This window comes from Kibdelosporangium banguiense, from assembly GCF_017876405.1.
GTDB lineage: Bacteria > Actinomycetota > Actinomycetes > Mycobacteriales > Pseudonocardiaceae > Kibdelosporangium > Kibdelosporangium banguiense.
Map to the genome: position 1 here is coordinate 8,114,896 of NZ_JAGINW010000001.1, position 22,519 is coordinate 8,137,414.

The 22,519-nt window shown below is 67.0% G+C and carries 23 protein-coding genes; 13 read left to right on the plus strand and 10 right to left on the minus strand.

The window, feature by feature from the left end; genetic code table 11:
* Window positions 1–45 precede the first annotated feature (45 nt).
* The 5 genes from JOF56_RS37065 to JOF56_RS37080 are packed head-to-tail and all read right to left on the minus strand — an operon-like array spanning window position 46 to window position 2,925.
* A complete protein-coding gene (locus tag JOF56_RS37065; protein ID WP_209644086.1) occupies window positions 46–627 on the minus strand; it encodes a hypothetical protein in 582 nt (193 codons plus the stop codon).
* A gap of 3 nt (window positions 628–630) precedes the next feature.
* On the minus strand, window positions 631–1,410 hold the full coding sequence (locus JOF56_RS37070) for an SDR family oxidoreductase (protein ID WP_209644087.1): 780 nt from the start codon (window positions 1,408–1,410) through the stop codon (window positions 631–633).
* A 26-nt stretch (window positions 1,411–1,436) separates the two neighbouring features.
* Complete coding sequence (locus JOF56_RS37075) at window positions 1,437–1,895, minus strand: aldo/keto reductase (protein WP_443667629.1); 459 nt, start codon at window positions 1,893–1,895, stop codon at window positions 1,437–1,439.
* Complete coding sequence (locus JOF56_RS61120; RefSeq protein ID WP_443667630.1) at window positions 1,861–2,121, minus strand: aldo/keto reductase; 261 nt, start codon at window positions 2,119–2,121, stop codon at window positions 1,861–1,863. Before JOF56_RS61120 ends, JOF56_RS37075 begins: the two co-directional genes overlap by 35 nt.
* A 33-nt stretch (window positions 2,122–2,154) precedes the next feature.
* Window positions 2,155–2,925, minus strand: a complete 771-nt coding sequence (locus tag JOF56_RS37080; RefSeq protein ID WP_209644088.1) for an SDR family NAD(P)-dependent oxidoreductase — start codon at window positions 2,923–2,925, stop codon at window positions 2,155–2,157.
* Window positions 2,926–3,057: 132 nt separating this feature from the next.
* Between JOF56_RS37080 and JOF56_RS37085 the strand changes: the two genes are divergently transcribed.
* A complete protein-coding gene (locus JOF56_RS37085) occupies window positions 3,058–3,681 on the plus strand; it encodes a TetR/AcrR family transcriptional regulator (RefSeq protein WP_209644089.1) in 624 nt (207 codons plus the stop codon).
* A gap of 127 nt (window positions 3,682–3,808) precedes the next feature.
* Here the strand turns inward: JOF56_RS37085 and JOF56_RS37090 are convergent, their stop codons facing one another.
* Window positions 3,809–4,078 carry a DUF6355 family natural product biosynthesis protein gene (locus JOF56_RS37090; RefSeq protein ID WP_209644090.1) on the minus strand — a complete coding sequence of 90 codons (270 nt, stop codon included), beginning with the start codon at window positions 4,076–4,078 and terminating at the stop codon, window positions 3,809–3,811.
* Window positions 4,079–4,334: 256 nt separating this feature from the next.
* Between JOF56_RS37090 and JOF56_RS37095 the strand changes: the two genes are divergently transcribed.
* From JOF56_RS37095 to JOF56_RS37105, 3 genes are read left to right on the plus strand one after another with little or no spacing between them, the layout of a single operon-like run.
* Window positions 4,335–5,105, plus strand: a complete 771-nt coding sequence (locus tag JOF56_RS37095) for a thioesterase II family protein (RefSeq protein WP_209644091.1) — start codon at window positions 4,335–4,337, stop codon at window positions 5,103–5,105.
* On the plus strand, window positions 5,098–6,678 hold the full coding sequence (locus JOF56_RS37100) for an acyl-CoA carboxylase subunit beta (protein WP_209644092.1): 1,581 nt from the start codon (window positions 5,098–5,100) through the stop codon (window positions 6,676–6,678). Before JOF56_RS37095 ends, JOF56_RS37100 begins: the two co-directional genes overlap by 8 nt.
* Window positions 6,678–6,878: an acyl-CoA carboxylase subunit epsilon gene (locus JOF56_RS37105; RefSeq protein ID WP_209644093.1), complete on the plus strand. Its 201-nt coding sequence runs from the start codon at window positions 6,678–6,680 to the stop codon at window positions 6,876–6,878. The genes JOF56_RS37100 and JOF56_RS37105 overlap by 1 nt, the downstream gene beginning before the upstream one ends.
* A 54-nt stretch (window positions 6,879–6,932) precedes the next feature.
* Here the strand turns inward: JOF56_RS37105 and JOF56_RS37110 are convergent, their stop codons facing one another.
* The 3 genes from JOF56_RS37110 to JOF56_RS37120 form a co-directional block, all read right to left on the minus strand.
* Window positions 6,933–7,592, minus strand: coding sequence for a response regulator transcription factor (locus JOF56_RS37110; RefSeq protein WP_209644094.1), 660 nt, complete (start codon window positions 7,590–7,592; stop codon window positions 6,933–6,935).
* A 35-nt stretch (window positions 7,593–7,627) separates the two neighbouring features.
* Window positions 7,628–8,695, minus strand: a complete 1,068-nt coding sequence (locus tag JOF56_RS37115; RefSeq protein ID WP_209648697.1) for a sensor histidine kinase — start codon at window positions 8,693–8,695, stop codon at window positions 7,628–7,630.
* 104 nt (window positions 8,696–8,799) lie between these two features.
* On the minus strand, window positions 8,800–10,062 hold the full coding sequence (locus JOF56_RS37120; RefSeq protein WP_245378529.1) for a nucleotide disphospho-sugar-binding domain-containing protein: 1,263 nt from the start codon (window positions 10,060–10,062) through the stop codon (window positions 8,800–8,802).
* A 274-nt stretch (window positions 10,063–10,336) separates the two neighbouring features.
* Here JOF56_RS37120 and JOF56_RS37125 point away from each other — a divergent pair, with 274 nt between their 5' ends.
* Both JOF56_RS37125 and JOF56_RS37130 read left to right on the plus strand, forming a co-directional pair.
* The gene (locus tag JOF56_RS37125) at window positions 10,337–11,296 is read left to right on the plus strand and encodes a proline iminopeptidase-family hydrolase (protein WP_209644095.1); all 960 of its coding nucleotides are present in this window, start codon (window positions 10,337–10,339) and stop codon (window positions 11,294–11,296) included.
* Entirely contained in the window at window positions 11,289–12,248 is a 960-nt protein-coding gene (locus JOF56_RS37130) for an ACP S-malonyltransferase (protein WP_209644096.1), read from the plus strand. The genes JOF56_RS37125 and JOF56_RS37130 overlap by 8 nt, the downstream gene beginning before the upstream one ends.
* On the opposite strand, the gene JOF56_RS37135 is transcribed toward JOF56_RS37130, so the two are convergent.
* On the minus strand, window positions 12,241–12,498 hold the full coding sequence (locus JOF56_RS37135) for an acyl carrier protein (protein WP_209644097.1): 258 nt from the start codon (window positions 12,496–12,498) through the stop codon (window positions 12,241–12,243). The two genes, JOF56_RS37130 and JOF56_RS37135, sit on opposite strands and share 8 nt — an antisense overlap.
* Before the next feature lie 126 nt (window positions 12,499–12,624).
* Between JOF56_RS37135 and JOF56_RS37140 the strand changes: the two genes are divergently transcribed.
* The 7 genes from JOF56_RS37140 (at window position 12,625) to JOF56_RS37170 (ending at window position 22,459) form a co-directional block, all read left to right on the plus strand.
* Window positions 12,625–14,151, plus strand: coding sequence for an AMP-binding protein (locus JOF56_RS37140; protein WP_209644098.1), 1,527 nt, complete (start codon window positions 12,625–12,627; stop codon window positions 14,149–14,151).
* 143 nt (window positions 14,152–14,294) lie between these two features.
* Window positions 14,295–16,628, plus strand: a complete 2,334-nt coding sequence (locus JOF56_RS37145; RefSeq protein ID WP_307855424.1) for a penicillin acylase family protein — start codon at window positions 14,295–14,297, stop codon at window positions 16,626–16,628.
* A gap of 123 nt (window positions 16,629–16,751) precedes the next feature.
* The gene (locus JOF56_RS37150) at window positions 16,752–18,263 is read left to right on the plus strand and encodes an AMP-binding protein (RefSeq protein ID WP_209644100.1); all 1,512 of its coding nucleotides are present in this window, start codon (window positions 16,752–16,754) and stop codon (window positions 18,261–18,263) included.
* On the plus strand, window positions 18,260–19,495 hold the full coding sequence (locus JOF56_RS37155; protein WP_209644101.1) for a type III PLP-dependent enzyme domain-containing protein: 1,236 nt from the start codon (window positions 18,260–18,262) through the stop codon (window positions 19,493–19,495). The genes JOF56_RS37150 and JOF56_RS37155 overlap by 4 nt, the downstream gene beginning before the upstream one ends.
* On the plus strand, window positions 19,492–19,995 hold the full coding sequence (locus tag JOF56_RS37160; protein WP_245378530.1) for a cobalamin B12-binding domain-containing protein: 504 nt from the start codon (window positions 19,492–19,494) through the stop codon (window positions 19,993–19,995). Before JOF56_RS37155 ends, JOF56_RS37160 begins: the two co-directional genes overlap by 4 nt.
* Window positions 19,992–21,266 carry a methylaspartate mutase gene (locus JOF56_RS37165; protein ID WP_209644102.1) on the plus strand — a complete coding sequence of 425 codons (1,275 nt, stop codon included), beginning with the start codon at window positions 19,992–19,994 and terminating at the stop codon, window positions 21,264–21,266. Before JOF56_RS37160 ends, JOF56_RS37165 begins: the two co-directional genes overlap by 4 nt.
* Window positions 21,263–22,459 (plus strand): cytochrome P450, encoded by a 1,197-nt coding sequence (locus JOF56_RS37170; RefSeq protein ID WP_209644103.1) that lies wholly within the window; start codon window positions 21,263–21,265, stop codon window positions 22,457–22,459. The genes JOF56_RS37165 and JOF56_RS37170 overlap by 4 nt, the downstream gene beginning before the upstream one ends.
* Window positions 22,460–22,519: the final 60 nt, after the last annotated feature.

The window sequence follows — 22,519 nt, forward strand, 5'->3', positions numbered from 1 at the left end:
TGCAGCTGTCCTGTCCCCGCATGGTCATCTCCGGGCATGTGCCGCTCAGGTTGCCAGGAACCGGAGTTGCTCGACGACTTTGCCGTCCTCCTGCCGGGTGAAGGTGGCTGAACGCTTGCCCACTTCGCTGCCGCGGACGGCGACACTCCAGCCGGGCCGGACGTCCACCGCCACCTGGAGCAGGTGGCTGTCGGGGCTGGTGATCGTGATGAACGGCTCCTCGTGTGCGTAAGGATCCGGCTCGCCCTCGGATAGTTCCCGGCTGAACCAGTACTCCTCGACCATCTGGCCCTCGCGGTGGCGGTGGACAGCGGCCGTGGCCGTGGCATCGGGGCCGAAGCCGACCTGGTGGACGACCGACGCCGTCCATTCGCCCTCCGCGACCGGTGGGGTGTGTCGCAGGATCAGCATGCCGGGATATTCCTTGATCACGTTCTGCATGTCGGCGATGTGCTTCTCGACGCCGGTGGTCGCCACTCCCATCATCTCCACGTAGACATCGGACGAGTGGTAGTGCTCGTGCATGTCCCACCTGCGGTTGTTCCAGCCGAGGAAGTCCACCAGGAGGAACTGGATGCAGTTGTCTCTCTCCAGTTCGTACCCGTCACCCTGAGGCCGCCGGTCCATCGCTCAGACCGCCTTGATTGTGCCGCCGTCGATGACGTAGTCGGCGCCGGTGATGTTTCCGGCCACATCGGACAGTAGGAATGCGGTCAGAGCCGCCACTTCCTCGGGCTCGGTCATGCGGCCGGTCGTGACGTTCTGCTCTTTCACCATGTGATGGCGGAAGTCGGCAAGGCTCATGCCGGATGCGGCGGCCCACTGGCCGACCGTGCCGTTGGGGTCCTGGTAGACGGAGGTGTTGACCAGGCCGGGGGAGACGGTGTTCACGCGCACGCCCTGAGGACCGAACTCCTCGGACAGGGCTTTGCCGATCGCGGTGATCGCCGCTTTGACCGAGCTCATGGCGGGCGGGAAGCCCCCGGGCATCAGGGCCATGATCGACGAGATGTTGACGATCGCTCCGCGGCGCTCAATCAGGCTGGGCGGGGCCGCACGCGTGGCACGAACAGTGCTGAGCACGTTCATGTCGAACGCGTGGCTCCACTCTGTGTCCTGGACATCGAGGAAACCGACTGTTGCCCCATCTGCGCCGCCCACGTTGTTGACCAGCATGTCGATGCCGCCCAACTCGGTGAGCGCGCTGTCGATGAGGGTGGAGACTCCTTCCGCGGTGCTCAGGTCGGCCGACACCGTGTATGCGCCGGTTTCCTTGAGCTCGGGCGTGATGGTGCGGGCGCCGCCTACGACTCGGACGCCTTCGTCGATCAAGGTACGGACGGTGGCGAGTCCGATGCCTCGGCTCGCGCCGGTGACGACGGCTGTCTTGTTGGTGAGATTGAGGTTCATGACACTCCAGTTCCTTGAACTTGTGGTTATGCGGCCTGTCGGCGTTGCCGGGGGTCGGCGATTGAAGGCGGGGTGGCGTTGTAGGTGTCGGCCGGGTTGACATCGGTGCCGGGCGGCACGATCGCGTCGATGGCATCGAGCACGTCGTCGCTGAGCACGATGTCGGCCGCCGCGATCGAGTCCTGGAGCTGCTGCGGCGTGCGGGGGCCGATGATCACCGACGTGACGGCCGGGTGGGCGCGGACGAAGGCGTGGGCCAGCTGTGGCAGGCGGATGCCGGCCTGGCTGGCGACCTTGGACAGGGCCTCGATGATCTCGGCGCGGCGGGCGTTGGCCGGGTTGGCCGTGTCGAACATCGGCGGGTTGAGCTGGTCAGTGCCCAGCCTGCGCAGGCTGGCCTCCAGCGCGCGGCGGATCCAGCGCGGGGAGGCACCCTGGTGGTTGGGGTGATCAGCGCCGGGCAGGCCGAACTTGGTCGCCAGCACGACCTCGTCGCGGCGCCCGTGCAGCGCCTCGCCCCACGATCTCCTCGCTCTGGCCGGCGCCGTAGACGTCGGCCGTGTCGATGAAGTCGATCCCGGCGTCGACCGCGCCGCGGATCATCCGGACGGTCTCGGCCCGGTCGGTGTTTCCCCAGCCGCCGAAGTTCATGGTGCCCAGGGCGATGACGCTGACCGACATCCCGGTCGCGCCGAGGTACCTGCGTCGCATGGTTGTTCCTCAGGGTGAAGTGATCGGTGCGGTTCAGTCGCGGATGGTCATGCCGCCGTCGACCGACCAGGCCTGCCCGGTGACCCACTCTGCGTCGTCGGACAGCAGGAAGGCGGCGGCAGCGGCCACATCGGCCGGCTTGCCCAGCCGCGGGCCACGGACCGTGGCCAGAATGCTGGCCTGCCACTCCGCGCCGATCTGCTCCTGCGCGGTCTCGGTCATGGTCACGCCGACCCCGAGGGTGTTGGCGCGGATGCCCTGCTTGCCCCACGCGGAGGAGATGTGCCGGGCCAGCGAGTTGATGGCGGCCTTGGACGCGCCATAGGCCGGGCGCGTGGTCTCGCCTATCCAGGCCGAATCCGACGAGGTGTTCACGATGGCGCCGCCGCCCTGGGCCAGCAGGTGGGGGATGACCGCGCGGCTGGCAATGGCGTAGCCGAACAGGTTCACCTCGAAGGTGCGCCGCCACACGGCCACGTCCATCTCCAGCAGATTCGTGTCCCGGGCCAGGTGCTCGGCCGAGAGTTCGGCGCCGACGTTGAACAGCCCGTCGATCCCGCCCAGTTCGGTGGCTGCCGTGTCGATGAGTGCCTCGACGGAGCTCTCGTCGCCGAGGTCGAACTTCACGGCGATCACCTTGCCGCCGGCCTCGTTCAGACGCTTGGCCAGCACCTGCCCGGCCTCGAGGTTTCTGCCGCCGATGACGACCGACGCGCCTTCTTCGGAGAGCCGTTCGGCCGTGGCCGCGCCGATCCCGGCGGTACCCCCGGCGATGACGATTCGCTTGCCCTTGAGTCCTCGCATGTCCTTCTCCCGTTCGGTTGTGTGCTGAGTGCTGCCACGAACGAACGTTAGCCGACGTCTATCGGTTTTCCAACAGTCATCCGAAAACCGACAAGTGTTGATTATCTGGGGCCAGCTGGGTAGACTCGCGAGATGGTCACGACAAAGAGCGGCAGCGCCCCGTCGGGTGATCGACGCGTGCGCCGCACCCGGTCGGCTCTGCAGCGCGCCCTGATCGACCTCGTTGACGAGCGGGATCTGTCGCAGATCAGCGTCGCCGACGTCGTGGAGGCGGCTGAGGTGAATCGCTCGACGTTCTACGACCACTACCGGGATGTGCACGAACTGGCTGAGGCCGCCTGTACGTCGATGATCGACGACCTGATCGGGGTCGTCCTCGCGCTCGACCCTGCCCATGCGAACACGTCGGAGTCCTCAGCGGGCCCCGACCCGGCGTTGACGGCCTTCTTCGCGCATTTCGCCGATCATGTGGGCCTGTACCGCAGCCTGCTGGGGCCGACGGGAAGTGCCCGCGTCATCGAGCATGTACGGCTGCGTATCACGGCAGCCGCCTACCCCTCCGGAAACCATGGCTCGGCAGAAGACATTCCGCACGATGTCCCCGCGGCGTTCATAGCCGGCGCGCTTCTTGGCGTGGCCACTGACTGGCTGAGGCGTGGATGTCCGCTGACGCCGACGGAGATGACCGTCCTGACCAAGCCGCTCCTGCGGGCCCTGGCGGCCGGCGTCGAAGCCGGCCGGACTTGTCCTGAATAGACGGCTGGCCAGGGCGTGTCACTGGCCGCCGGGCGGGCCGGCCAGATCCGGCCGGCCCGCATGAGTCGATCTACATTGGACTTACGTGGCTCGCGCGGACTCGAGGGCTGTCCACGCGGCATTTGGTTCAGCAGGTACCGATGGACCAGGCGCTGACTGTGCGGTCGGCACCGTCGGCAAGCATTGTCACGCCGAGACCGACGCACTGAGTCTCGTCTGGGTCGGCGACGAGGTCGATCTGGATCAGCTGATTCGTGGAGCCACAGTTGTTGTAGAGGGCGTAGGGCCCGCGTTCGAAATAGCCACAAGGGTTTTCGGCTGCGTTCGCGGTGGGCGCGGCCAGGGTGAGTGCGCCTGCGAGCGCCGCCACGGCGAGAATGGTGCGGGTTGGCCTCATTGTCATCCCTTCAAGTGATCCACTTCGGTCGGCCGAGTATCAGCGCGCCCGGACGCGTGCGTCCAGACCCCTTAAGGGCAAAGGTTTACCTTCGCTTGGGATCCGCTTTTGCTTGCCCTGCCACGACAGAGGGGTGCCGTAGGGGTCGTGACCGGCCTCGGCGGGCAGTTAGGTTTTCTCGGTCGGATCAAAACTCGATTCCAGGTGGGCCGGCATTGTTCACCGTGCGCCTGCGGGATCGGAAGGCGGTGGAGTGGTGGCTGGAATACACGACAAGTGGGTTCGGCGGTTTCATCCCGCGCCGGACGCGGTCGCCAGGCTGGTATGCCTGCCGCACGCCGGCGGCTCGGCGAGTTTCTACTTCCCGGTGTCCCGTGCGCTCGCGCCCGGCATCGAGGTGCTGGCCATCCAGTACCCCGGCCGCCAGGAGCGGCGGCACGAGCCGTTCGCGGCCGGTATCCACGCCATGGCCGACCAGGTCACCCGGCTGCTGACCAGCCAGGACAACGGTCTGCCGCTGATGCTCTTCGGGCACAGCATGGGCGCCATGATCGCGTACGAGGTGGCGTGCCGGCTGGAGGGCTCGGGAATCGCGGTGGACACGTTGTTCGTGTCCGGCCGCCGGGCGCCGTCGCGGTACCGCAAGGAGAACGTGCACGAGCGGTCGGACGACGGAATCCTCGCCGAAATCCGGGAACTGGCCGGCACCGAGATGAACCTGCTCGGTGACGAGGACCTAGTCCACATGATTCTGCCGGCATTGCGCAGCGACTACCGGGCGGTGGAAACGTACGAGTACACGCCCAGGTACCCGCTCAAGACACCCATTGTGGCCTTCGCCGGAACCGAGGACCCACGGGTCACTGTGGACGAAGTCGAATCGTGGTCGGGTCACACCGGTTCGAGTTTCGAGTTGCACGCGTTGTCCGGCGGGCATTTCTTCCTTGCCGGCCACCAGAACGAGATCCTGCGGGCGATCACCGACCGCGTCGTGCCCGTGGCCGAAAGGGGATGGGTCCATGCTTGAGGCCGTGGACACCGCGAATGGATCCACGCTCGACGAACGGCTCGGCGAGCTGATCGAGATCAAGCAGGCCGCGCGGCGAGGACCTGACGACGCCGCCACCGAACGTCAGCACAAGCGCGGCAAGCTCACCGCGCACGAGCGCATCGAACTGCTGCTGGATCCCGGTTCCTTCAACGAGATCGAGGCGTTGCGCAGGCACCGGGCCACCGCGTTCGGCCTGGACGCCCGTCGCCCCTACTCCGACGGTGTGGTGTGCGGCTGGGGCACTGTCTTCGGCCGGACCGTCTTCGTCTACGCCCACGACTTCCGCATCTTCGGCGGTGCCCTCGGGGAGGCGCACGCGTCGAAGATCCACAAGGTGATGGACCTCGCCGAAGCGGCGGGTGCGCCGTTGGTGAGCCTGAATGACGGCGCGGGCGCCAGGATCCAGGAAGGCGTGACCGCCCTTGCCGGGTATGGCGGCATTTTCCAGCGCAACACCCGGTGTTCCGGCGTCATCCCACAGATCAGTGTGATGCTGGGTCCGTGCGCGGGCGGTGCGGCCTATTCACCTGCCTTGACCGACTTCGTGTTCATGGTCCGCGAGACCGCGCAGATGTTCATCACCGGACCCGACGTCGTCCAGGCGGTCACGGGGGAGAAGGTTTCGCACAACGGGCTTGGCGGTGCGGACGTGCACGGCCAGACCTCCGGCGTGGCCACCTTCGTGTACGACGACGAGGCGACCTGTCTGGAGGACGTGCGCCTGCTGCTGTCGCTGTTGCCGTCCAACAACAATGAGACGCCGCCGGTAGCCGCGACCTCGGACCCGCCGAACCGGATGACCGACGCCCTGCTCGACATCGTCCCCACTGATCCCTCCAAGGCGTACGACATGCGCGGAGTGATCGAGGAGATCGTCGACGACGGTGAGTACATGGCTGTCCATGACGCGTGGGCCACGAATGTCCTTTGTGCCTTCGCCCGGATGGACGGGCATGTGGTCGGCATCGTGGCCAACCAGCCCGCGGTGCTGGCCGGCGTGCTCGACATCGAGGCCAGCGAGAAGGCCGCCCGGTTCGTGCAGACCTGCGACGCGTTCAACATCCCGCTTGTCACTCTCGTCGATGTGCCGGGCTTCCTGCCTGGTGTCGGGCAGGAGCATGGCGGGATCATCCGGCACGGCGCCAAGCTGCTCTATGCCTACTGCAACGCCACGGTTCCCCGGATCCAGATCATTCTGCGCAAGGCCTACGGCGGCGCGTACATCGTGATGGACTCACGGTCCATCGGCGCGGACCTGTCGCTGGCTTGGCCCACGAACGAGATCGCGGTGATGGGTGCCGAAGGCGCGGCCAACGTGATCTTCCGCAAGGAGATCGCGGCCGCGGCCGACTCGGACGAAGTGCGGGCGCAGAAGATCAAGGAGTACCGCACCGAGCTGATGCACCCGTACTACGCCGCCGAGCGTGGACTCGTCGACGACGTGATCGACCCACGGGAAACCCGGACGCTGCTGATCCGCGCCCTGGCGATGTTGCGCGCCAAGCACGCCGACATCCCCCGCCGCAAGCACGGGAACCCGCCGGTCTGATGGCGATCGAGAGCGAAACGGACCCGTTGCCCGAGCTGCTGCGGGTCGTCAAAGGCAACCCGGACGACAGTGAACTCGCCGCACTGACCGCGGTCCTGTTCGCGATACGTCAGCAGGCTGCCCAGGACACCACCGCCACAACACGCTTCCGGCGGTACTACCCCCGTTACCGAGCCGCCGGAAGCTGGCGCACCAGGTGATCTCGTCCCGGCCGGTTCTCCCACCGGCCGGGACAAGGTGGTTTCAGCACTCCGTCAGCGAGTCACCGCGGGCAGCGTACGGTCCAAATAGGTCAGTACCGCGCGGACCCGCCGGTGCTCCACCGAACTGGCCTCCAGGCCGAGCTTGGCGAAGATACTGCCGATGTGGTTCTCCACCGCGCCCTGTGAGATCGTCAGCGACTGGGCGATCGCGCCGTTGGACAGGCCCTGCGCCATCAGCCCGATCACTTCGGACTCGCGGGCGGTCAGCGCGTCGAGGGGATTGCGGCTACGGGCGAACATCTGTGCCACGACCTCAGGATCGATGGCCGAGCCACCGGCCGCGACACGGCGCACGGCCTCGACGAACTCCGCGACGTCGGCCACGCGCTCCTTGAGCAGGTAGCCCACACCACTCGCGCCGGCGGCGAGTAAATCGACCGCATAGCTGCATTCGACGTACTGGGACAACACCAGCACGGGAAGGCGTGGCATCGCTGTCCGGGCAGCGAGGGCCGCGCGCAGGCCCTCGTCGGTGAACGTCGGTGGCATCCGGACATCTGTGATGACCAGTTCCGGCCGGTGTTCTTCAACGGCGGCAAGCAGGTCGTCGCCGTTGTCGACGGCGGCGACGGTGTCGATGCCCACGTCGGCGAGTATCCGTTGCACACCAGCGCGCAGCAGCACGGAGTCTTCCGCGATCACGACTCGCATCTGTGTTTCCACTCCTGTCCCGGGTAGTCGGTGCGTCACCAGCGGCATGGCAGGTCGGCCCGCACGACGGTGGGGCCACCTGGCGGGCTGACCACGGTGAGGACGCCGTCGATGGTGGCCGCGCGGTCGGTGAGGCCGGCGAGCCCGCCGCCAGGGCGGATCACCGCGCCGCCGCACCCGTCGTCGGTGATCTCCACCACGACGGTGTCGTGGGTTCGCCAGATCTTGACCGTCGCCCGGGTCGCCCCGGCGTACTTGACGATGTTGGTCAGCGACTCGCACACAATGAAGTAGGTGGTGGTCTCCACGACCGATGGCGGGCGAGGGTCGGTCTTCACCTCGATGTCCACTTTGATCGGCAACCGTGCGGTCTGCGCGGACAGCGCGGCGTCCAGACCACGATCCTGCAGCACCGCGGGGTAGATGCCGCGGGCGAGGTCACGCAGTTCGGATACCGCGAGCTTGGCCTCCGAGTGTGCCTCGTCGATCAGCTCACGCAGTTCCTCGGGCACGGACTCCAGCTTCAGCTTCGCCAGGCCAAGGCTCATCGCGACCCCCACCAGGCGTTGCTGGGCACCGTCGTGCAGGTCGCGCTCGATCTTGCGGCGCTCGGCCTCCACCGCGTCCACTCCGCGGGCGCGGGAGACCGCCAGCTGATGGGTTCTGGCTGCCAGCCGGGCGTTGAGGCTCGGACCGAGCATCTGCAACGCGAGTTCGCCGTGCAGCGCGCCGATCCGTGGCGCCACCCAGATCCCGAACGGCGGTACGGCAAGGGAGACCAGACCCGCGATGAACTCCACGATGCCCAGCGGCATCGCGATCATCAGGTACGCCAGGTCATGCCAGGTCGTCCGGTCGGCCAGACGCGCCTGCCAGGTGGCCATCAGACCCCGGCGGTGCGGCAGCCGCACCGCCGGCGGGATGTCCACCCCGAGCATGCTGCGCACCCAGGACCGTTCCAGGTCGGCGAGCCCACGGACCATGCTGGTGGTCAGCACCAGCAGGGGAATGCCGATCCAGATCATGGTGGTCGCGATGCCGATCACCATGGCCGTCACGATCAGCACGAACTCGGCCAGCCGCAACGGAAAACTGGCGATCATGAAAACGATCGACCGGTGCACCCACGGGCGGGGTGCCCGGTCGTTGCTGCCGGCACGGGGGGATTTCGGCGTCTCACGGGGTCCGGCGTTCCCGACGGTGACGCTCACCGGTTCGCCGCGATTTTCTTCTCCAACAGCGACACGATGTCGTGCGTGGTCTGCGTCGCCAGCATCTCCTGCTGCACCTCGATGGCGCACTCACGGAACGAAGGCTCGTCGAGCATCCGCGCCACCTTGTCGCGTACCGTCTGCGGGCTGACGTCCTCGAGGTCGAGCGTCAGGCCGTTGCCGCGCTTTTCCAGAGCCAGCGCGGATGCCCGCTCACTCCACGTCGTGCCAGGCACGATCACCTGCGGCACGGCGTTGACGACCGCGTTGCCGATCGTGGCGCCGCCGCCCTGGTGCACGATCGCCGAGCAGCTGGCCAGCACCTCGTTCATGGGCACGAAGTCCATTGCCCGGACGTTGTCGGGAACGTGCTTGACGGACGCGAGCTGGCTGGCGTTGAGCGTCGCGATCACCTCGATGTCCAGTTCGGCCAAGCCGTCGAGCAGGTCGGCGACCGAGGTCTCCTCCTGGCCGAGCACCTGGCGGTTGGACACACCGAGCGTCAGCATCACGCGGGGGCGCTCTGGCTTCTCCACGACCCAGCGCGGAAGCGCCATCGGCCGGTTTACCGGCACGAACCCGACCGGGATGTAGTTCACGTCCAGGTCGTAGCGCACGCAGGCGGGGGAGGGGTCGATGGTGGCCATGCCGAACCGCAGCGATTCGTCGTACTCGCAGCCGTAGCGCCCGAGCATCTCCGACATCCAGTCCACAAAGGAGTCCGGGCGCGGGTCCGGGTTCAGCCGGTCCATCAGGTCCAGGTACTGCAGGCCCAGCCGTGCGGTCTGGTCGGCGGCGTAGAGGAAACGCATGTGCGCCGCGCCGACGGCCTTGGCCACCAACGGTCCCGCGTAGACGATGGGGTCCCAGATCACCAGGTCGGGCTGCCATTGCCGGGCGAACCGGACCAACTCGTCAACCAGTGCGACCGGGGTCGACCAGCGGAAGACCTCTGTCCACATGTCATAAGTGGTGCGGATGTAGTCCTCGGTGTAACGCTCGGGCCGGGTCTCGGAGATGAGATAGCTGCCCTGCATGGCGTTGTCGCCCTCGACGCTCAGCTTGCGGTGCCGGGCGATGTCGAGCTCAGGCCCGAACCACATGGTGTCCAGGCCTGTTTCCAAGTAGGAATCCACTTCCTGTGGATTGCACGGGCCGACGAAGCGGACCTCGTGTCCCGCCGCGGCGAGTGCCCAGCCGATCGGCGTCATACTGTAGATATGCGTTCTGGTGGGAAAGACCATCAACATGACGCGCATGGGTGCACTCCGATGTCTTAAGACTCTTCGCATGCGACGCTAGCCGTCGGCCGGGCTCGGTCCGACCCGAGAACGGCCAGGTAGGGGTCGGCGCGCCCACCCCTATCGGAGCTGCCGGCGGCCGCTTTAGGTCCGGCTTGGATCGCGCTTGGGTCCCCCTTAGGGGCTGTAAAGGTGCGTCTGTGCCGATTACACATAGAACGTGACGCCGGACGGTGAACTCACCGCCGATCCCTGCGTATCGGTTACGGCGAAGGCAGATGAGGTGATGAACATGGCAATGGCATCCGGCGCGAAAGCCGCCAAGGCCGTGAAGGGCTGGGTGCCCTTCGGGGAGTACCGCACCTGGTTCCGGGTGACCGGTCCTGTCGGCGCGGGGCGGCCTGCGGTCGTGTGCCTGCACGGCGGCCCCGGCAGTACGCATGACTACCTGCTCAACCTGTCGCGGCTGGCCGAGGACGGCTGGCCGGTGGTGCACTACGACCAGCTGGGTAACGGCGGATCCACGCACCTGCCCGACAAGGGCGCGGACTTCTGGACGCCCGAGCTGTTCGCCGACGAGCTGGACAACCTGCTCAAGGCACTGGGCATCGCCGACAACTACGTCCTTTTCGGACAATCATGGGGTGGTCTGCTGGCCGCGCGGCATGCCGCGAACGCGCCGCAAGGACTGAAGGGCCTGGTGATCGCCAATTCACCCGCGTCCTATGTGCTGTGGCGCCAGGAGATGGAGGTCCTGCGTGCCGCGTTGCCGCCGGAGAACGACGCGAAGTTGCGCAGACACGAGGCAGCGGGCACCACGGACTCCCCGGAATACTTCGACGCGATGCGCGTCTTCTACGACCGGCATGTGTGCCGACTCTCACCGTGGCCGTCGGACTATCTCAACTCGTTGATGGAGACGTCCAACGACAACACGGTGTACTCCATCATGAACGGGCCGAGCGAGTTCACGGTGACCGGCACGCTCAAGGACTACTCGGTGGTGGACTGCCTGCCTGACATCACCGCGCCGACCCTGCTGATCTCCGGCAGGCACGACGAGGCGACGCCGGTCACCGTGCAGCCTTACTTCGACCACATCCCGGACGTGCGTTGGGAGATCTTCGAGGAGTCCAGCCACGTCCCCAATCTGGAGGAGCCGCAACGGTTCTTCGAAGTGCTCGTCGAGTTCCTGCGGGGGTTGCCGGCGGCACACACGATCACCCGGAGAGAGGTGACCAGCAATGCGTGAGGCCAGCCGGCTCGGGACGGCGATGGTGTTCCCGGGGATGAGCCCGTCGCGTTACGCCGACGTCGGCAAGTTCATGCTGATCAACCCGTTCGCCCGCAGGCTGGTGGCGATGGCCGACAAACGCCTGGGCTACTCACTGGTCGACCGCTTCCGCGAGGCCGAGGGGGACTACTCGGAGTACGCGCAGGTCGCGTTCATGCTGAACTCGCTCGCGCTGGCCCAGTGGGCCGAGCAGGCGCTGGACATCGACGCGGACTACTGCACCGGGCCGAGCTTCGGGGAGAAACCGGCGAGTGTCTACGCGGGTTCGCTGCCGTTCGACGAAGCGGTGTGGATGACCGCGGCGCTGGCACGCTGTCTCGACGAGTTCTTCGCCACCGAGTACCAGGACGTGGTGACCCACTCGTTCGTGCGCACGCCGGAGCTCCGGCTGGCCGAGGTGCTGGCGGATCTCACCGACCTGGGAGAGTGGCACGACATCTCCTGTTACGTCGACGACGACTTCTTCATGGTGTCCTTGCGCGAGCGCAACTTGGACTGGCTCAAGCGCAGGATCCGGGGGATCGGCGGGCTTTCGCTGTACACGATGCGGCCGCCACTGCACTGCCGCGCTTTCGAAGCGTTGCGGCGCAAGGCGGAGGACGAGGTGATCGGCGGGTTGCGGTTCGAGGCGCCGCTGCTGCCGATGATCGCCGACCAGGACGGCTCGGTGCTGCGGACCGGCGAAGAGGTCCGCACGATGCTGCTGGACAGCGTCACCAAGCCCATGCGATGGGTAGACGTGGTCCGGACGCTGGAACAGCTGAGCGTCGGCAAGGTGTGCGTCGCCGGGCAGGACAGCCTGTTCGGCCGGGTGCGTTGCACCACAAGCCGATTCGAGGTGATCGCGGCCAGCCCGCGGCTTGCCCTGCAACCCCGCAGACGGGGTGCAGGGCCGACCCGCATCAGTTGACGGGCTGGGCGACCGACAGGACGTTGTCCAGTGCGCTCCACAGCACACCGGGGGTTTCGAAGGTCTCGAGGGTCAGCGCGTCGTCCTCGAAGCGGACGTCGTAGGTGTCCTCGAGAGCCTTCAGCAGTTCCACCACGGCGAGTGAATCCAGCCCCAGCTCGCGCAGGGGGACGCTGGCGGTCAATTCCTCGTCGGCGGCCAGATACGGCAGGTACTGGCGCAGGAGTTCGTCGAACTTGCTATCCCACATAATTGCTCCAGAATCACTTGACAAGCCGGAAGAATGGCGCCGGGCCCAGTGCGGACTGTACCCGCGGCTGCGGGCCCGGCTCGATCGGCGAGTACCCCTATTTCTGTGATCCGGCGGAGGTCGACTATGGACACGAACGTCTCGCACGCGCTGCACGGCCGGTTTCTCCGAGGCCTTGAGCTGGCCGGGAACGGCGTGGCGATAAGGGTGGGAAAGCGGGCGGTCACCTATGCCGAGGCGCACGAGCTCGCGTTGCTCTGGGGTGGCGCGCTGGCGGCCACGGGCGCCAAGGCGGTAGGGGTGCTGGCCGGTAAGGGGGTCACCTCGTACGTGGGCATTCTGGCCACGCTGTACGCCGGGGCGACCGTGGTGCCGTTACGCCCGGACTTCCCGGTCGCCCGTACGCGGCAGATGATCGAAGCCGCCGGGGTCACCGCCCTGGTAGTGGACGACAGTGGCCTCACCCTCGTGCCCGAGTTGCCGGTGATCGCGGTGCTGGCCCCGGAGAGCGAGGGCGGAAAGTCTTCGGTGCTCCCGATCGCGCAGCCATTGGCCGCGCCTCGGGAGGTCACCGCGGACGACGCGGCCTACGTGCTGTTCACGTCCGGATCGACCGGCCGGCCCAAGGGCGTGGTGATCACACACGGCAGCGTGGACCACTACTTCCGCCTGCTCGACGCGCGTTACGACTTCACGCCGGACGACGTGTTCTCCCAGACGTTCGACCTGAACTTCGACTGCGCCATGTTCGACTTGTTCTGCGCGTGGGGATCGGGCGCGGAGGCGATCGCGGTGCCCCCGGCCGCCTACCGTGACCTGCCGGGCTTCTTCGCCGACCGTGGCGTGACCGTGTGGTTCTCCACGCCGAGCGCGATCGACCTGGTCCGGCGGATGGACGGGCTGACCCCTGAGTCGATGTCCGGCCTGCGCTGGAGTTTCTTCGCCGGCGAGGCGCTGACCTGCCGTGACACCGCTGACTGGCAGGCGGCGGCGCGGGCCTCGACCGTGGAGAACCTCTACGGGCCAACCGAACTGACCATCACGATCGCCGGGTACCGGTGGTCCGACGAGCTGACTCCCGGGGTCGCGGTCAACGGCGTGGTGCCGATCGGGACAGTGCACGAAGGGCACGAACACCTGCTGCTCGGCGAGGATGGCGAGCCGACCGATATCGAGGGTGAGCTGTGCATCGCCGGTCCGCAGATGACCCCGGGCTACCTCGACCCGGCCGATGAGCAGGGCCGTTTCCTTGAGCGTGACGGTCTGCGGTGGTATCGCACCGGCGACCGTGTCCGCCGGATCGACGGCGGTGACCTGGCGTACCTTGGCCGGCTGGATTCCCAGGTCCAGGTCCAGGGCTGGCGGGTGGAGCTGACCGAGGTCGAGCATGCGCTGCGGGCCTGCGGCGTGCACGACGCGGTTGTCCTGGGGGTGCCGGCGAAGGGCAGCATCGAGCTGTTCGTGTTCTACGTCGGCGTCGAGGTGCCGAGCGTGACGATGGTCCGTGCGCTGCGCGAGGTGCTGCCCGCCGGGGTCGTGCCCAAGCACTACCGGCACATCGACGAGTTCCCGCTGAACTCCAACCGCAAGGTGGATCGTAAACAACTCGCAGCCTGGGCGGCCGATCTGCTGACCCCTGCGGGCGTGCGATAGGGGCGCGCTAGGGGTGTGTCGGCGATGAATCGGCACGGTACTTTCCGACCGTCGAGGAATACACATTTTCCGTCGCGGCGAGAACGCGCGGAAGTTCCACGCGGTCTGGGGGCACTGAAATGCGCTTACGGGCAGTATTATCGGTGGCACTTCTTCTCGGGGTGTCACTTGTTCCGGAGGCCGTCGCGGATTCCGGAAAGAGCTACGAGATGGCCGGGCTCGCCCGCCCGGCCGAGATCATCGTCGACAAGTGGGGTGTGCCGCACATCTTCGCGGCCGACACCAGTGACCTGCTCTACGCGCAGGGCGTCAACATCGCCCGCGACCGGCTGTTCCAGATCGACACGTGGCGCAGGCGCGGGCTCGGCCAGCTCAGCGAGGTGCTCGGACCGAGTTACGTCGAGCAGGACCGGGCCGCCCGGCTTTTCCTCTACCGCGGCGACATGGCGGCCGAATGGGCCAGCTACGGGCCCGAGGCCAAGCTGGCGGCGACCCGGTTCGCCGACGGCATCAACGCCTACATCGACTACCTCAACCGCAACCCGGCCGCGTTGCCGACCGAGTTCGCCACGCTGGGCTACCGCCCGGCCAAGTGGCGGCCGGAGGACGTGGTGCGCATCCGTACCCACGCGATCGGCGAGAACCTCTCCTGGGAGGTCACCCGCGCCCGGATGACATGCCTCGCCGGGCCGGACGCCAGCAGATATCTGCGCAACCTGCAGCCGGAGCACACGCCTCAGGTACCGGCCGGGCTCGACCCGTGCTCGATCCCCAGTGACGTGCTGAAGGTCTACAACCTCGCGACCGCTTCGGTTTCGTTCGCCAACGGCACCCTCCAGACCGATACGACGAAGGCGATCGCGGACGCCACGACCGGCAGCAACTCATGGGTCGTCGGACCGCAACGCACCGCGACCGGACGGCCCATCCTGGCCAACGATCCGCACCGTGGTACCGACGCGCTGCCCTCGGGCCGCTACATCGCGCACCTGTCCGCACCGGGACTGAACCTCGCGGGCGCGGGCGAGCCGTGGAACCCCGGCATCGCGATCGGGCACAACGGGAAGGTCGCGTTCGGACTGACCAACCTGCCCGCCGACCAGACCGACCTGTACGTGTACGAGCTGGATCCCAATGATTCCACCAAGTACCGCTACGGCTCCGGCTGGGAGCAGATGACCACGCGCTACGAGGACATCCCGGTCGAAGGCGCCACTCCAGTCCGCTCGGCGCTCACCTTCACCAGGCACGGCCCGGTGGTCAAGATCGACGAGCAGAACCACCGCGCGTTCGCGATCCGTACAGTGTGGACAGAGCCGGGCACCTCGCCGTACCTGGCCAGCCTGGCCTACCAGCGGGCCGGCAACTACAACGACTTCAAGGCCTCAATGGGCAAGTGGCGCACGCCAGGTTCCAACCTGGTCTTCGCCGACCAGAAGGGTGACATCGCCTACGTTCCGGCGGCGTTGACCCCGAAGCGGCAGGGCGCAGCCTACGACGGCCTGTTGCCGGTGCCCGGCGACGGCCGCTACGAGTGGGACGGCTTCTACAACAACAGCGAACTCGCGGGCGTCCTCAATCCGCCGCAAGGGTTCTTCGCCTCGGCCAACGACTACAACATCCCGGCCGGGCATCCGGTGATTCCCACCTACGAGTGGCAGCTGCCCTACCGCAAGCAGCGGATCGACGCCATCCTGTCCGCACTGCCGCAGGCGACCGTCAAGGATTCGCTTGCCTTGCAACAGGACGAGAAGTCACTGGTGGCCACCAACATCCTGCCGTACCTGGCGCCGTTGAGCTCCGCTGATCCCGGCGTGACGAAGGCCCTGCAACTGCTTCGCGGCTATGACGGCGTGGCCAGTCAGGAATCCGCGGCAGCCGTGCTGTTCGAGACCTGGATCATGCTGTACCTGCATTCCGGCTGGGCCCGCACTGTGCTTCCTCAGGCGGCCGCGGACGTGCTGACCCGCACCATCAACCCCGACCTCAGCCTGGTGATCAAGTCGTTCGCCGATCCGGACGCGTGGTTCGGCCCGAACGGGGCGGCGACAAGGGACAAGCTGCTGCTCGACACTCTGGGGCAGGCTTTCGCCGGGGTGAGCGCGCAACTCGGCGCCGATGCGTCGACCTGGCGCTGGGGCGCGGTGCACCACGTGCTGTTCGCCCATCCCCTTGGCGGGCCTAATGTCGGCCCGATCCCGGCGGGTGGCTCGTATCACACCATTCACCCCTCCTTCTTCAACCCGTTCAACTACCAGCAGATCATCGGTGCCAGTTTCAAAATGGCTCTCGACGTGGGCAACTGGAACGCCTCCTACGCGATCAACGCGCCCGGCCAGTCCGGCGACCAGCGCAGCCCGCACTACAGCGACCTGACCGGATTGTGGAGTTCCGGCGGCTCCTTCCCGTTGCTGTACGGCAAAACCGAGATCGAGCGCAACGCCGAGAGCCGGATCTTGCTGCTGCCAGCCCGCTAGGGGCGTGGTAGGGGTGTGCCCTGCCCAGCCTGCGAACGTAGATTTCGGGTGGCTGGAGATTCGGGCGCACCCATTGCGCCGGGAAGGTTTCCGATTATTTCTTGGTGGGTTGGAGATGCCGCGATGAACAATTCTGATGAGGGTGCGCTCGTCCATTCTCTGCTCGACGAGGCGGTCGCGGAGGCGCCCGGTTCGCGGGCAGTGCGTGACCCGGCAGGCGAATGGACATACGACGAACTGGCCGCGTACAGCCATGCGGTCGCAGCGACCCTGTACCGCCTTGGCGTCCGCCGGGGTGACCGAGTCGTGGTGCAACTGCAGACCACACGCGAACTTGTCGCCTTGTTCTTCGGGGTTTCCCGGCTGGGTGCGGTGTTCGTTCCGCTCAACCCGGCGATGAAGCCGTTCCACCTGCGGTCGGTGATCGAGAACGCCGAGCCTGTGATGGTCGTGGCCATGGACAGCGCTGTGGCCGCGATCGCCGGTGCTACTGAGGTCGCGGTGTGCGGATTCGAGTTGCTGTGGGGCGATGTACTGACCGCGCACACAGCCGGCGAGCAGGCACCGACGACCACAGTGGACCCTGACGACATCGCGGTACTGATCTACACCTCGGGCAGCACCGCGGCGCCCAAGGGTGTGATCGGCCCGCACCGCCAGGTGACGTTCGCCTCCAGGGTGATCCAGGCCGTACTCGGTTACCGCGGCGACGACGTGGTCTTCTGCCGGTTCCCGATGTCCTGGGACTACGGGCTGTACAAGGTGCTGCTGTCCACCCTCGGGCGCAGCGAGATCGTGCTCGCCGGCACCGAGTCGGACCTGGTGCTGCTCAAGCGGATGCGGGAGGTCGGCGCCACCGTGCTGCCGATCGTGCCGTCACTGGCCAGCATGATCGCCATCCTGGCCGAACGCGACACCGCCCCGCCACCCCCGATCCGGCTGATCACCAACACCGGCGCCGCTTTGCCCGACGCCACAGTCGTCAAGCTACGCGCCGCGTTCCCGGATGTCCGGGTGGTCCGCCAGTTCGGCCAGACCGAGTGCAAGCGGATCACGATCATGCCGCCGGACGAGGACCAGGAGCGGCCCGGCTCATCCGGGGTGCCGCTGCCCGGTACGTCCGTGCTCATCGTCAACTCCGCGGGCGAAGAGGTACCGCCCGGCGACATCGGCGAGATCGTCGCCACCGGCCCGCACGTGATGCCCGGCTACTGGCGGGCGCCCGAGATCAGCGCCCATGCCTTCCGGCGTGACGAACACACCGGTGAACTGCGTCTGCACACCGGCGACTACGGGCGTGTCGACGAGGACGGCTACCTCTACTTCGAAGGCCGCCGCGACGACATGTTCAAGGTCAAGGGCATCCGGATGAGCACGCTCGAGATCGAGGCCGCCGCCATGGACATCCCCGGCGTCCGCGCGGCCGGGGCGATCCCGCCCAGCGAGAACCGGGAACTGGCGTTGTGCGTGGAGACCGACCTGCCGCCGCACACCGTCCTGCGTGAACTGGCCAAGCGCCTGGAACCACAGAAGGTCCCCTCGATCTGCCACGTCGTCGAGCAGTTCCCGCTGACCGCGCACGGCAAGAACGCCACGAAGGAACTGGCCAAGCTACTGGAGGGTGCACGGACATGAGCAGGTACACCGAACTGGCCGAGCGCTTCGGCACACCGACCTATGTCTACGACCTCGACCAGGTGGCCGAGGCTCGCGACGAGCTGTTCTCGTTGCTGCCGGAGGGGTTCGAGCTCTTCTACGCGCTCAAGGCCAACCCGCACATGGATGTCGCGCGTGAGATGCGTGGCGGCGACGCCGGGGGATGCCGGGCGGAGATCAGCTCGACGGGCGAGCTGAGCATCGCGATCGCCGCGGGTTTCGACCCGGCTGAGTGCCTGTACACCGGGCCGGGCAAGACCGACGGCGAGCTGGACTTCGCCATCGCCGCCGGGGTCCGGATGTTCTCCGTGGAGTCCCTGAGCGACCTGCGGCACGTCGGCGCGGTCGCCATGCGGCACAACGTCGTCGCGAAAGCATTGCTGCGCATCAACACCGTGTCCGGCAGTGCGCAGACCGGTATCCGGATGATGGGCAGGCCGTCCCAGTTCGGCATCGACAGCGAGACCCTGCCCGAGCTGATGCCCGTCCTCACTTCGGTGCCCGGCGTGCGCGTCGCCGGTGCGCACTTCTTCACCATGAGCAACGCCAAGGACGAGGCGAGCCTGCTCGCCGAGTACGAGTACGTCATCGAGTTCGCCGCCCAGCTGCAGCAGGAAATCGGCCTGCCACTGGAGTTCCTGGACATCGGCGGCGGATTCTCCTCGCCCTATGCGGTTCCCGGCGAGCGTGCCGCCTACAGCAAGCTGCGCGTGGAGCTGACCCAGCTGCTGGACCTGCACCTGCCGCGCTGGCGTACCGGCGAGATCAAGCTGGCCTGCGAGTCGGGCCGCTACCTGGTCGGCAGCAGCGGTGTGCTGCTGTGCGGCGTGGTGAACATCAAGGAGAGCCGCGGCAGCAAGTTCGTCATCCTGGACGCGGGCATCAACGTGGTCGGCGGTCTGTCCGGCATCGGCAGGCTGCTGCCCGCCACCATCGGCGTCACCGGCAACGACGGTTCGGACGTCGGCAGCCTGGTCGGTCCACTGTGCACACCCGGCGACACGCTGGCCAAGGGCGCCAAGATCCCGACACTGTCGGTCGGCGACGTCCTGGAGATACCCAACGTCGGCGCCTACGGCGTCACCGCCAGCCCGCTGGGCTTCCTCGGCCGGCCTGCGCCGACCGAGGTCGTGGTGCGTGGCGACGAGATCATCTCAGTGTCGCGATTGGACTACCGGCGCGCCTACGAGCCCGTGGAGGCGTACGGATGAGCGATGAGAACAGCCTGAATGTCCGGGACGGCACCGGAATGGTGCCCGATGGCGGCCGGACGGTGATCGTCAGCAGCATGGCGTCCGACTCGCACACCTGGAACCTGGTGTACCTGGAACTGCTCATCGCGGAGCTCGGCTTCGAGGTGATCAATCTCGGTGCGTGCGTGCCCGACGAGCTGCTCGAATCGGAGTGCCGTCGCCAGCGGCCCGCGATGATCGTGCTGAGCAGTGTCAACGGCCATGGCTACCAGGACGGGCTGCGAGTGGCCCAGCGGCTGCGCGGGCACGCCGAACTGCGGGACGTCCCGATGGTGATCGGCGGCAAGCTCGGCATCTCCGGCGCCCAGAGCGACGAGCAGGTCGACGCGTTGCTGCTGGCCGGTTTCAACGCCGTGTTCGACGACCGGCAGACCGGCCCGGCGTCGTTCCGCAGGTTTGTTTCGTCCATTTCGGACACCATGCCACGGGCGCTTGCCGAGGGAGTGGAAGCGTCATGAACTTCGGCGAATTCGTTGCGCGGCAGCACCGGGCGGGCTCGCTTGTGGTGCAGCCGCGGATGGGTTTCGCCGACCCGCAGGTGATGCGGGCCGGGCTGGTGGCCACCAAGAAGGCGGCGGCCACCACCGTCGGCACCATCACCCTGGACAGCTACACCAGGGTCAACGACCTGGTGTCCGTGGCGCAGGCGTTGCGTGAGGGCATCGGGCTCAACGGGTATCCGATCGTCAACCACGACGAGACGACCACCAGGGCGATGCTGGACGGGGTGGTGGGACCTGACTTCCCGGTGCAGGTCCGGCACGGCGCGGCACGGCCCGCGGAGATCTTCCGCGCGCTGGTCCGGGCCGGCATCCCGGCCACGGAGGGTGGGCCGGTCTCGTACTGCCTGCCCTACAGCCGGGCCCCGCTGGACGAGTCGGTCCGCAACTGGGAGCACTGCTGCGAACTCCTGCTGGCCGGCGGGACCGACAACGGGACACCGCACCTGGAGACGTTCGGTGGCTGCATGCTGGGCCAGCTGTGCCCGCCCAGCCAGCTCGTAGCGCTCAGCGTGCTGGAGGCGTTGTTCTTCTACCGCCTGGGTTTGCGGAGCATCTCGGTCAGCTACGCACAACAGACCAACATGGCGCAGGACCAGGAGGCGGTGGCCGCGCTGCGCAAGCTGTGCGCGCGGCTGCTGCCCGAGGCTCAGTGGCATGTGGTGATCTACGCGTACATGGGCGTCTACCCGAGGACACACGACGGAGCGTTGAATCTGCTGGCCAAGGCAGCCGAGCTGGCGGTGACGACCGATTCGGAACGCCTCATCGTCAAGACCGTCGCCGAGGCGCACAGGATTCCCACAGTCGCGGAGAACGTGGAGGCGCTCGAACACGCGGGGGCCGTCGCGAACGTCTCGAGCCGGGGCGTCGCAGATGTCGGCGACAGCGAGGTTTACGCGGAGGCGTACGCGATCGTCGACGCTGTGCTCAACTGCGACTCAGATCTGGGTCGCGCCATGGTCGTGGCGTTCAAGCGCGGTCTGATGGACGTGCCGTACTGCCTGCACCCGGACAACGCCGGACGCGCCCGCAGCTTCATCGGCACGGACGGCAGGCTCGGCTGGTCGGACATCGGTTCGTTGCCGCTCAGGGGAATCACAGAGAGCAGGCGCGCCGAGACGATCACCTCGGCGAGCCTCATGTCGGCATTGTCCTACGTCCAGAACGCGTGTGACGTCGAAGCGCTGGAGAAACCCATGAACGTGATAGAAGGGAAGTCGGGATGAGTGCGAAGGGCAGGGTGCGTGCCTATCCGTTCGACATGGAGGAGATCTCCGTGTCGGAGGAGTACGTGCGATTGCAGCGCGACGAGCCGATGAGCCGGGTGCAGATGCCGTTCGGTGAACAGGCGTGGCTGGCGACCAGGTACGCCGACGTCAAACTGGTGATGACCGACGCGCGGTTCAGCCGGGAACTGGCCCAGGGCCTGGATCAGCCGCGGATGCGCCGCGAGTCGATGGGCGACGGGATCATGGGCATGGACCCGCCAGACCACAGCCGGTTGCGGCGGCTGGTCAGCAAGGCGTTCACCGCCCGCCGGATGGAACAGATGCGTGCGGGCGTGCGGGCGTTGTCCCGGCAGCTGATCGACTCGATGGTCACAGGAGGGGACACCGCTGACATTGTGGAGGATCTGGCGCGTCCGTTGCCCGTGACGGTCATCTGCGACCTGCTCGGCGTGCCGCACGAGGATCAGCCGATCTTCCGGGAGTGGACCCAGGCGCTGGTGAACGACTCCACGGCCAAGGGTGACGTGCTTTATGTGTACGGCAACCAGCTTGAGGAGTACGTGGCCAAGCTTGTCGCGCAGCGGCGCGAGGAGCCGACTGACGACCTGCTCGGCGCATTGGTCTACGCCAGGGACAACGGCGACAAGCTGACCGAGACCGAGCTGATCTCCATCGCCGGTCCGGGACTGCTCACCGGTGGCGTGGAGACGGTTTCCACCGCGCTGCCCAGTTTCGTATTCACCCTGCTGACCAACCCGGACGAGTTGGCGTTGCTGCGCAGGCGTCCGGAGCTGATGCCCACTGCGGTCGAGGAACTGCTGCGGTATGTGCCGATCAACACAGCCGCGATGTTCGCGCGGTACGCCGCGGAGGACGTCCGGTTCGGCGATATCGTTGTCCGGGCGGGTGAGCCGGTGCTGCCCGCGCTGCACGCGGCCAATCGCGATCCCGAGGTCTTCAATGACCCGGAACGGATCGATCTGACGCGGAGTCCCAACCCGCACATGGCCTTCGGGCACGGCCCACATCACTGCATCGGGGCCCAGCTGGCGCGCCTGGAGTTGCAGGAGGCGCTGTCGGAGCTGCTTGAGCGGTTCCCGAACATGCGTCTGGCCGACGGCCGGGAAGGCGTGAAATGGGAGTTCGGCGTGATCGTCCGCGGTCCGTCGGAACTGCGAATCTCCTGGTGAGAATGTCGGAGTCCTTTGTAGAGATATCCCAGGCCACGTGACCGCCCCCTAGTTTCGGCT